Genomic DNA, 11,709 nt, shown 5'->3' with positions numbered 1-11,709 from the left:
TATAAATAGGCGATTTTCAAGTCAATCTTATATTAGAACTAATTATATAGAGATGAACCCCTACCATATGCAGGAGCTCAACCTCTTCAATCTTCACGTATTACTAGATTAGGCTTCTTATGAAGACTATGACTACCATCTAAAAACCTTACTGTTCCAGATTTCGCGCGCATTACAACAGATTGTGTTGTTCCACTATTCCCCTTAAATTGAACACCTTTTAATAGTTCTCCATCCGTAACGCCTGTAGCAGCAAAAATTGCATCATCACCAGCAACTAAATCGTCCATCATTAACACACGGTCAACATCATCAATTCCCATTTCTTTGCAACGCGCTACTTCTTCTTCATTTTGTGGGAGAAGCTTTCCTTGAAGTTCACCACCAAGACATTTTAATGCAACTGCAGAAAGAACACCTTCAGGAGCGCCACCACTGCCAAGTAGGATATCAACGCCTGTATTATCAAATGCTGTATTAATAGCACCGGCAACATCACCGTCAGAGATAAGCTTAATACGTGCTCCTGCTTCACGTACTTCTGAGATGATTTGTTCATGACGCGGGCGATTTAAAATCGTAACTACAACATCTTCAATGTTTTTATTTTTTGCCTTAGCAACTGCCTTTAAGTTTTCAATAACAGGTGCATTAATATCGACTGTACCAACTGCTTCAGGTCCAACTGCAATCTTGTCCATATACATGTCAGGAGCGTGCAATAAGTTTCCGTGGTCTGCTACGGCTAGAACGGCAAGAGCATTCCATGTCCCTTGTGCTACAATGTTTGTGCCTTCAAGTGGATCAACTGCTACATCAACACGCGGTCCATAACCTGTACCAAGTTTCTCACCGATATAAAGCATAGGCGCCTCATCCATTTCACCTTCGCCAATTACCACTGTTCCTTTCATTGGAACAGTATCGAAAACATCACGCATAGCAGAAGTCGCTGCATCATCCGCTTCATCTTTCTTACCGCGTCCCATCCAACGAGCAGATGCTAAAGCTGCTGCTTCCGTTACACGTACCAACTCCAAAGATAAACTTCTATCCATAATTTTCTCCTCCCTCAAAATCCACTCTTAAAAGCGCTTTTTATCTCTTTCTCGTGTTAACTTCCTTTAGTATACATGATAGATAATACTAATAATGGAAATAACGCTATTCTTTTAACCTTTTTAAGAGTATTGATCGATACGGTTATTTTGTTGACTCTTCTCTCGCCAAACGTTTGCACCCAAAGCCTTCAACTTATCAACTAAGCCTTCATAACCACGATCAATATGTTCAAGTCCTGTTACTTCGGTAACCCCTTTGGCCATTAGCCCAGCAATAACAAGCGCAGCTCCTGCACGCAAATCACTTGCACGGACTTTCGCTCCTTGAAGTTGTACAGGTCCCGAAATGATAGAGGAACGTCCCTCAACTTTAATATTAGCATTCATTCTTCTTAACTCATCAACATGTTTAAAACGAGCACCATAGATCGTATCAGTTACAATTCCATTAGCACTAGCTTTCGTCATTAATGATGTAAAAGGTTGTTGCAAATCGGTTGGAAAACCAGGATACACTAATGTTTTAATATCTACAGATTTTAGACCTTCGGATCTCGTAACGAGAATTTGGTCTTCAGATGTTTTGAGGTTCACACCCATTTCACGGAGCTTTGCTACTAACGACTCCATATGCTGAATAATAACATTATCAATCAACACTTCTTCACCCATCGAAGCAGCTGCAATTAAATAAGTACCTGCCTCTATCCGATCAGGAATAATCGTATGTCTACAACCATGAAGCTCGTCCACACCTTCAATGCGAATAACATCTGTACCCGCACCTTTAATTCGTGCCCCCATACTTGTTAACAACGTTGCAACATCAATGATTTCAGGTTCTTTCGCAGCATTCTCAATAATCGTTTGTCCTTTTGCTCGAACGGCTGCAAGCATAATATTAATCGTTGCTCCTACACTTACAACATCTAAATATATACGTGCACCTTTTAATTCTTTCGCACGCAAATAAATTGCACCTTGTTCATTTGTAACTTCAGCTCCAAGTGCTTCAAAGCCTTTAATATGCTGATCGATTGGTCGAGGTCCTAAATGACAACCTCCTGGTAAACCAATGACAGCTTGCTTAAAACGTCCAAGCATTGCACCCATTAAATAATATGAAGCTCTTAGTTTTTTCACTTTTCCATTAGGCAACGGCATCGACACCATTTTTGATGGGTCAACAATAACAGTACCATCATCAAATGATACTGTACCGCCTATTTCCTCAAGTAATGCACATAACATATGTACATCAGAAATGTTTGGTAGTCCATCAATTGTAACAGTTGACTCAGAAAGGATCGCTGCCGGAATAAGTGCGACTGCACTATTTTTAGCTCCACTAACCCTTACTGTTCCATTCAATCGATGTCCGCCTTCAATCATCAAACTTTCCATTTCTTTCTCCCTTCTATGCTACAGATTCAAATTTCCACAACTGGGAAATCTCCTTCTGTGGTATGAGAATGACAGAATTACGATCATTTAATGATTCGTAACCCGTTTGGGCAATATGGTCATGCACTAGTAATTCATTAATATCTAGTTAAAAAGGTGCACTCTTTAACATATCATACAAGGTATTGAAATGAAGTAACAACTCTACTTAAAGAGGTTGTTCAAAAAGTTAGAGAAATAATGTATTTACACTCTTGAGTAAACTTATCTCTATGGTGCTACCGTATCTAAATGCATAAGTTTTGATAATCGAGCTTTGGTTTCCTTGAGCTTAGCACTATTTGTCCTTCTTTTTGAACAAGCACTTATACCATTTCAATATTATTTTACCCTTAATATATTGGAATTAGGACTATAAAAGAGGAAGTTTATTTATTATTTGCTACGTTTTTCCCAATCAGCTAAAAACTTCTCAATCCCTTGATCAGTAAGCGGGTGTTTGCACAACTGAAGAATAACATTGTACGGTACTGTTGCAATATGTGCACCACGTAAAGCACTCTCTGTTACATGTTGTGGATGTCGAATTGAGGCTGCAATTATTTCAGTTTCAATATTGTGTAACTCAAACATTTCAGCTATTTGGGAAATTAAATCAAGACCATTTTGTCCAATATCATCTAATCGACCCAAAAATGGAGATACATATGTAGCACCAGCTCGTGCAGCTAAAAGTGCTTGGTTAGCTGAGAATATCAATGTAACATTTGTTTTAATATTTAACTCCTTAAAACGCTTTACTGCTTTTAATCCATCAGGTGTCATTGGGACCTTCACCGTAATATTAGGGGCGATTGCTGCAAGTTCCTTACCTTCTTCAATCATTTCTTCTGCTTTTAGTGAAATAACCTCAGCACTTACTGATCCATCTACTTCATTAGTTATTTCTCTTAGACGATCATGAAATGAAACATTCTTTTCTTTCGCAACTAAGCTTGGGTTTGTTGTTACACCTGCTAATACACCTAAAGCATTTGCTTCACGAATTTCATTGATGTTAGCTGTATCTATAAAAAATTTCATCTTTATCTCTCCTTCTTTTATCAACCTTATATAAAACGTGCTTTCATCTGTAAGAAATTTTTGATTACTACTAACATTATGCAAGTCTATTGTAATGACTACATACACTTATCCCTATATAAAAATTACATGATAGGTAATATTCAGTAAGAAAATAAGCGCTTAACTTCAAACGAGACGTCTTTTAATTCTATAACATAAAAGCTATTAAATCCATGTTTTATATAGAAAGAAAACCGCCTCTTAATACCAAGGCGGTTTCCTCCATTAATAAAAGTTAATATTTCCAAATTATGCCTTGTTTGAAGAACCGAAATCACGCATTTTTCCAATTACTGTTTCCTTAATCGCTTCACGAGCTGGAATCATGAATTTACGTGTATCATATTCATTTGGCATCTCTTCAAGTGCTTTACGAACAGCTTTAGCAGATGCAATTTGGTTTTCAGTATTAACATTAACCTTTGCAGTTCCAAGAGAAATTGCTTTTTGAACATCTGCTACTGGAATGCCTGTACCACCGTGTAATACTAAAGGTACACCAGTTTCTTTACCGATTGTTTCCATGCGTTCGAAACCTAAGTTTGGTTCACCTTTGTAAGGACCGTGTACTGAACCAAGTGCTGGTGCAAAACAGTCAACGTTTGTTTCTGCAACAAGCTTCTCACACTCTTCAGGGATAGCATAAGCAGCATTTGCTTCATCAACAATCAAATCATCTTCCTGACCACCGATACGTCCTAGCTCTGCTTCTACAGACACACCGTTAATATGAGCAACTTCTACAACTTTCTTAGTAATTGCGATATTTTCTTCAAGAGGATGATGTGATCCATCGATCATAACTGACGTAAAACCAGCATAAATCGCTTCAACACATTTCTCAAAGCTTGAACCATGGTCTAGGTGGATTGCTACAGGAACTGTTGTTTGATATTCTTCTAATAAACCTTTTACCATATATACTACTGATTTAAATCCACCCATATAGCGAGCTGCTCCTTCAGAAACACCAAGGATTACTGGTGAATTCTCTTCTTCAGCTGCTTGTAAAATTGCTTGAGTGTACTCTAAGTTATTAATATTGAATTGACCTACTGCATAACCTTCCGCTTTGGCTTTTATAAGCATTTCTTTCATTGATACTAAAGGCATTATTTTATTTCCTCCTTTAATTTTACGGCAAGTAAGCATAGTATATGTACTTAGTGCCTCTTTAAACACACCTATAGCATACCAACTTCAACCACGGTCGGCAACAGTACAATGCAGCTGCAATTAGAAAAATTAATGGATTTCTTATGTAAGCGAAATCATTGTGTACATTTGTAAGATAATCGCCATATTTTTTATTTTTCAGGTTGTAATTGAATATAATCTTTAACCGCTTTGCGTATATCATCAATGTCAAACGGTTTGGCAAAGTGGGTTAAAGCACCTAAGTCTTTTGCACGTTGAATCATATCCAATTCACCATATGCAGTCATAATAATGACTCTAATTGAATCATCCATCTCTTTTAACCTTTTTAATATTTCAATTCCATCCATTCCAGGGATTTTCATATCAAGCAATACTAAGTCAAGGTTTTCTTGTTTGGCAATGTTTATTGCTTGTATACCATTCGAAGCTTGAAATGTCTTGTACCCTTCTGTTTGTAGCACTTCATTCAATAAAACACGAATACCATATTGGTCATCTACGATTAATACTGTTCCACTCATCATTATGTCCCCTTTCTTATGTACTGACATATATGTATACCTATACGTGATGGTTCTCATAGTTCTTATGACAAAGCTTGTGTATATACATTATTCGGTAAAAACTAATCTCTTCCTGCAATAACATTCAGAAATCTTTCTGCTTATACTTCGACTGCACTTTCTCTCTCTAAAATTCACATTAAGTACGTATAAATGATACAGTCTAATATAGATGTATCAACATACATTTATTATCCGATATATTAAAAACGAAATGAGGAGGAATAGAAATGCTTCGAATTTTCACAACCCAATTATCTGGAATCTTTCAACAAATACAAAAAGATGAAGAAATGAATATCGAAGATGCTTCTCGCGCCTTAGCACAAGCCATCGTAGGTGAGGGATCGATTTACTTACATGGTATTGGTGAAATGTCAGCTCTTGTAACTGAAGGATTACTTGGGAAGGATTCATTACCAAAAAGTAACCCCCTATTTCATGAAGATAAAATTGTAAAATTATCTTCTATCGATCGTGTCATTCTTGCTGTAAGAAGTACAGATAACGAGGAAGTAAGAGAATTATTGAAACAAATAAAAGAAACTGGGGCTAGTATTATTTTATTAGCTTCAAAAGGAAAAGAATCGAACGAAACAATTGAACAAATAGCTGATTTCTTTATTAATTTAAACGTAACACAAGGACTCGTACCTCAGGATGACGGGACACGTAGAGGGTTCCCTGCTACAATCGTCATGCTATATACATACTATGCACTTTTGCTCACAACAATTGAAATAGTGGAAGAACAAGAAGAAAACTTTTAAGTAAAACACATAGAACTACTCTAAGATATTTGAAGACAGATACCTATAAAGAAAAGATAGAGCTGCTGGAAAGCATCCAGCAGCTCTATCTAATTAAATTAGAAATTCTAAACTAACTACGTTAGTTTCACTTTACTCATTACCCTTGATGCTCGCCTCTATGAAATCACGGAAAAGTGGCTGAGGACGTGTCGGGCGTGACGTAAACTCAGGATGGAATTGTGAAGCTACAAACCAAGGATGATCCTTCACTTCAATAATTTCGATAAGTCGACCGTCTGGACTTGTTCCTGAGAAGACAAACCCTTGCTCTTCCATCATTTGACGATATTGATTATTAAACTCATAACGATGACGGTGACGTTCGTAAATAACTTCATCTGCATACGCATTATATGCGGCAGTGTCTTTTTCAAGCTTACATGGATATAGACCTAAGCGAAGTGTTCCACCTAAATCTTCAATATCCTTTTGCTCAGGAAGTAAATCAATAATCGGATAAGGTGTATCTGGATCAAGTTCAGCAGAATGTGCACCTTTCAATCCTAGTACGTTACGTGCAAATTCAACTGATGCTAACTGCATACCGAGACAAATACCTAAGAAAGGCACCTTATTTTCACGTGCATAACGAGTTGCTTCAATCTTACCTTCGACACCTCGATCACCAAATCCACCAGGCACAAGAATACCGTCAACATCAGCTAATAATTCTTCTACATTATCATTAGTTACGCTCTCTGAGTTCAACCATTTCACTTGGACATCTGCATCATATGCAAACCCAGCGTGGCGCAATGCTTCAACTACTGAAAGATAAGCATCTTGAAGCTCAACATACTTTCCAACTAATGCAATCTTAACTGTGCGAGATAGGTTGGATACTCTGTCTACTAACCCTTTCCATTCGCTCATCTCTGCTGGTCCATTAGTTAAACCAAGATGATCACATACAATTTGATCAAACCCTTGCTCTTGGAGTGCTAATGGAATTTCATACAAATTCTTAGCATCACGAGCCTCAATAACAGAGTTTTTATTAATATCACAGAAAAGTGCGATCTTATCTTTCATATCTTCTGAAAGTGGCATCTCGTTACGAACGACGATGACATTTGGTTGAATACCAAGACTACGAAGTTCCTTCACGCTATGTTGTGTTGGCTTTGTCTTCATTTCCCCAGCTGCTTTGATGTAAGGTACTAGCGTACAGTGAATATACATAACATTATTAGACCCTATATCACTCTTAATTTGGCGAATTGCCTCTAAAAATGGTAATGATTCGATATCACCGACTGTTCCACCAATTTCAGTAATAACAACATCAGCATTTGTTTCTCGACCAGAACGGAAAACACGCTCTTTTAATTCGTTTGTAATGTGAGGAATAACTTGAACTGTTCCTCCAAGATAATCGCCACGACGTTCTTTCTTTAACACTGTCGAATATACTTTACCAGTTGTCACATTGCTATATTTATTAAGATTAATATCGATGAAACGCTCATAATGACCTAAATCAAGATCTGTTTCAGCTCCATCATCTGTTACAAATACTTCACCATGCTGATATGGACTCATTGTTCCAGGATCGACATTAATATACGGATCAAATTTCTGAATGGTTACATTTAATCCACGATTTTTTAACAAACGACCTAAAGAAGCCGCTGTAATCCCTTTACCTAAAGATGAAACAACACCGCCAGTAACAAAAATATACTTAGTCATCTTTGCTCCCCCTTTTAATATACAGAAATAAGTATTTGTTCAACATTCTTAGCTCATTGTGAAACTCTTTATCACTAATTCATAAAGTATTTCCTACTAAAATCGATCTAGGGGTCGATATTAACGTCCTTATTCATAGGATCTAGTACAACGAATCAGATTGCGCTACTTTAAAGAAGTTCTATCTGTTACTTTTCCCATAACGCAATAGAAAAACTCAATCTTTTCAACAATCCTTTAGCTATAATGAATCGATTCGAAACATCTTAGAAAACGATCAGCTTACCACATACCAAACATTACATTACAAATGAGTAGTAAGTAACCCCATTTGTAATAAAGCGAAATGTCATCAACTAAAAGTTTTCTAAACTTGTGAATCCTACCTTAAAATAAAAAAAAACAAAAGTGTCCCATATTTAGAAAAATAATGGGGTGCGCTTTTGTTTTTATTTATAATCAACTAGATTTTTCATTTAATATTAATTTTAAGAGCCCAAAAAGTATTCTACCGTTAGTATGACTTCAAAGTCAAGACCTTTTCTGTTCACCTAAAATTAATTGAAGACGCATTTACTAATTATGCTAACAGCCAAACGCTAACTTAACTCTAGTTAAAAATACGTCTTTTCATCAAAACACTAAAAAAGCAGAGAATTAATTATCGTCGTCATCTAAGTCTAAATCATCTTCGTCGTAATCATCAGCCTCAAAGTCTTCATCATCAATTAAATCTTCATCTTCATCTTCTTCAACATCAATTTCCTCGTCATTATCTTCTTCATACTCATCGTCCTCATAAATATCATCATCTTCAACGAGAGGTTTTATCTTTTTAGCTGATTTTTTCTTTTTCTTAGGAGTAATCGCATCTTCTTCCATTTGTTCAACAGGATACCAGTTTCTTAATCCCCACAAATTTTCTCCTAAGTTAATGAAACGACCATCTAAGTTAATATCCGTGTAAAATTGTGCCAAACGTTCCTTCGTTTCTTCTTCAGGCATTTCTTTAATCGCAGAAACCTTTTTAACTAATGTATAAAAATCAAACACTTGACGCTCGTCATCCAGTAGATAATAAGCAACATCAATCATTGACATTTGCTTTAATTGGTCTTTAGAAAATTGAGATAAACTCATCCATAATCCTTCCTTTCTTTCATATCTCACAAGCTATGCTTGTATTATGTATGTTTGAATATCCATCTGTCGTGTTCTAAGTAGAATTTCTGTCATTTCTAATTACAGATTAATTATTATAAACTATACAAAACCATACCTCTCATTATAAACAAAGGTAAACAATTTATGCTAGCTTACAAGCATATTTTTTCTCAAAATCTTTCCTGCCTCTGTTCATAGAAAAAATATACTTATGATTCATCTGTTGTTTCAGCAAAAAATCATAATTAAAGAAAGCATCCCACCTGTTTGATAGGATGCCTTAAAAATCTATGCTTACATGTTTCGACGATATTGCCCGCCTACTTCATACAAAGCTTGCGTAATTTGACCGAGACTTGCATACCTGACTGTTTCCATTAACTCCCCGAATATATTACCACCATTAATTGCTGTTTCTTTTAATCGAGCTAATGCTTCTTCAGACTTATTCTCATTTTCACCTTGGAATAAACGTAAGTTATTAATTTGCTGTTCTTTCTCTTCTCTTGTTGCACGTGCCAACTCAATACTGTTTAGTTCCTCTTCTGATGGTGGATTTGGATTCAAGTAAGTATTAACCCCAATAATCGGAAGTTCACCTGTATGCTTCTTCATTTCATAATACATCGACTCATCTTGAATCTTTCCGCGTTGATATTGCGTCTCCATTGCGCCTAGAACGCCACCGCGATCATTAATACGTTCAAATTCTTTTAGAACAGCCTCTTCTACTAAATCTGTTAGCTCTTCGATTATAAATGAACCTTGTAATGGGTTCTCATTTTTCGTTAAACCAAATTCTTTTGAAATAATCATTTGAATAGCCATTGCACGTCGAACTGATTCCTCAGTAGGTGTTGTAACCGCTTCATCATATGCATTTGTATGCAGTGAATTACAATTATCTTGGATTGCAATTAGTGCTTGTAACGTTGTCCGAATATCATTAAAGTCCATCTCTTGTGCATGTAAAGAGCGTCCAGATGTCTGAATATGATATTTCAATTTCTGACTACGTTCATTTGCTTGATATTTCTCACGCATGACCGTTGCCCAAATTCGTCGTGCTACACGACCAATAACTGTGTATTCAGGATCAAGTCCATTACTAAAGAAGAATGATAAGTTTGGTGCAAAATCATCAATATTCATGCCACGACTTAAATAATATTCGACATAAGTAAAACCATTTGCAAGTGTGAACGCTAATTGTGTAATCGGATTCGCTCCTGCTTCTGCAATATGATAACCCGATATTGAAACAGAATAATAGTTGCGTACTTTATTATCAATAAAATACTCTTGAATATCACCCATTAACCGCAAAGCAAATTCTGTTGAAAAGATACATGTATTTTGACCTTGGTCTTCTTTAAGAATATCAGCCTGTACCGTTCCACGAGCAACATTTAATGTATGCGCTTTAATTGTTTCGTATTCTTCAACACTTGGATCACGATCATTTTCTTGTTTGAAACGTTCTACTTGTTGATCAATTGCAGTGTTCATAAACATCGCTAAGATCATAGGAGCTGGCCCGTTAATTGTCATTGAGACAGATGTTGATGGTGCACATAGATCAAAACCATCATACAACTTTTTCATATCATCTAATGTACAAATACTTACGCCACTTTCGCCTACTTTCCCATAGATATCTGGGCGTTCATCAGGGTCATTTCCATACAATGTAACTGAATCAAATGCTGTACTTAATCGCTTCGCATCATCATCCTTTGATAAATAATGGAATCGACGATTCGTACGTTCTGGCGTACCTTCACCAGCGAATTGACGTTTCGGATCTTCTCCTTTACGTTTAAAAGGAAATACACCCGCAGTAAAAGGAAAATAACCAGGAGCATTCTCTCGATAGTTCCAATTTAATATTTCGCCCCAATCAACATATTTTGGTAATACAACTTTAGGAATATCGGTTCCAGATAGACTCTTCGTCTTCAATTCTGTAACAATTTTCTTGTCACGAATCTTCACTACGTATTCATCAGCTTCATAACGCTTTTTGCGTTCTGGCCAATCTTCGAGGATCTTTTTGGATTCTGATGAAAGCTGTGCTTCATACGACTTCTTCACTGCCTCTAACGAAACAATAACGTCCTCATTGCTTTCAATCTTTCTCAATTCTTCAAGTGTACCTTCCAATTGAAATAATTTACGTGAAATACGAACTTGCTCTTCTGACTTACGATGATAGTCTCGTACTGTCTCAGAAATATCACGCAAATAATAACGTCGGTCATTAGGGATGATGACATTTTGTTTCTCCACTTTAGCTGACTTCTCAAAACCTAGCGAGAAATCTGTCGTACATTTTTTATTTATCGTATCCATTAATGCAGCGAATAGCGAGTTTGTACCTGCATCGTTAAACTGACTAGCTATTGTACCGTATACAGGCATTTCCTCTAAGTCTTTATCAAAATGATTATGACTACGTTGATATTGTTTACGTACTTGACGTAATGCATCTTCAGAGCCTTTTCGTTCAAATTTGTTAATCACAATTAAGTCAGCGAAATCAATCATATCAATCTTCTCAAGCTGTGATGGTGCTCCAAATTCACTCGTCATGACATACATTGATACATCCGTAACTTCAGTAATTTCTGCATCACCTTGACCAATTCCACTTGTTTCAACAATAATGAAATCAAACCCCGCTTGTTTTACAACTTGAATCGCTTCCTTAATGGATACGATAAATAA

The 11,709-nt window shown here is 36.4% G+C and carries 9 protein-coding genes; 1 reads left to right on the top strand and 8 read right to left on the bottom strand.

The annotated features are described in order from the left end of the window. Window positions 1-86: 86 nt before the first annotated feature. The 5 genes from glpX to BFG57_RS06245 form a co-directional block, all read right to left on the bottom strand. Complete coding sequence (gene glpX / locus BFG57_RS06265) at window positions 87-1,058, bottom strand: class II fructose-bisphosphatase (RefSeq protein ID WP_069716635.1); 972 nt, start codon at window positions 1,056-1,058, stop codon at window positions 87-89. 123 nt (window positions 1,059-1,181) lie between these two features. Beyond that, window positions 1,182-2,465, bottom strand: coding sequence for a UDP-N-acetylglucosamine 1-carboxyvinyltransferase (locus tag BFG57_RS06260; RefSeq protein WP_069716634.1), 1,284 nt, complete (start codon window positions 2,463-2,465; stop codon window positions 1,182-1,184). A 435-nt stretch (window positions 2,466-2,900) separates the two neighbouring features. Then, on the bottom strand, window positions 2,901-3,548 hold the full coding sequence (fsa, locus tag BFG57_RS06255; protein ID WP_069716633.1) for a fructose-6-phosphate aldolase: 648 nt from the start codon (window positions 3,546-3,548) through the stop codon (window positions 2,901-2,903). A gap of 291 nt (window positions 3,549-3,839) precedes the next feature. After that, window positions 3,840-4,703, bottom strand: a complete 864-nt coding sequence (gene fba, locus BFG57_RS06250) for a class II fructose-1,6-bisphosphate aldolase (protein ID WP_069716632.1) — start codon at window positions 4,701-4,703, stop codon at window positions 3,840-3,842. A gap of 194 nt (window positions 4,704-4,897) precedes the next feature. Next, window positions 4,898-5,275 carry a response regulator gene (locus BFG57_RS06245; RefSeq protein WP_281186629.1) on the bottom strand — a complete coding sequence of 126 codons (378 nt, stop codon included), beginning with the start codon at window positions 5,273-5,275 and terminating at the stop codon, window positions 4,898-4,900. Window positions 5,276-5,544: 269 nt separating this feature from the next. Between BFG57_RS06245 and BFG57_RS06240 the strand changes: the two genes are divergently transcribed. Further along, a complete protein-coding gene (locus tag BFG57_RS06240) occupies window positions 5,545-6,084 on the top strand; it encodes a DUF2529 family protein (RefSeq protein WP_069716630.1) in 540 nt (179 codons plus the stop codon). A 132-nt stretch (window positions 6,085-6,216) separates the two neighbouring features. Here the strand turns inward: BFG57_RS06240 and BFG57_RS06235 are convergent, their stop codons facing one another. The 3 genes from BFG57_RS06235 to icmF all read right to left on the bottom strand — a co-directional run. Further along, window positions 6,217-7,818: a CTP synthase gene (locus BFG57_RS06235; RefSeq protein WP_069716629.1), complete on the bottom strand. Its 1,602-nt coding sequence runs from the start codon at window positions 7,816-7,818 to the stop codon at window positions 6,217-6,219. 657 nt (window positions 7,819-8,475) lie between these two features. Further along, complete coding sequence (rpoE, locus tag BFG57_RS06230; RefSeq protein ID WP_069716628.1) at window positions 8,476-8,958, bottom strand: DNA-directed RNA polymerase subunit delta; 483 nt, start codon at window positions 8,956-8,958, stop codon at window positions 8,476-8,478. A gap of 318 nt (window positions 8,959-9,276) precedes the next feature. Further along, a partial coding sequence (icmF, locus tag BFG57_RS06225) for a fused isobutyryl-CoA mutase/GTPase IcmF (protein WP_069716627.1) occupies window positions 9,277-11,709 on the bottom strand: 2,433 nt, incomplete at its 5' end.

Origin of the sequence: Bacillus solimangrovi (assembly GCF_001742425.1) — a bacterium.
Taxonomy (GTDB): domain Bacteria; phylum Bacillota; class Bacilli; order Bacillales; family Bacillaceae_N; genus Bacillus_AV; species Bacillus_AV solimangrovi.
Note: the sequence above shows the minus strand (reverse complement) of the source record. Positions and strands in the feature narration are given on the sequence as shown.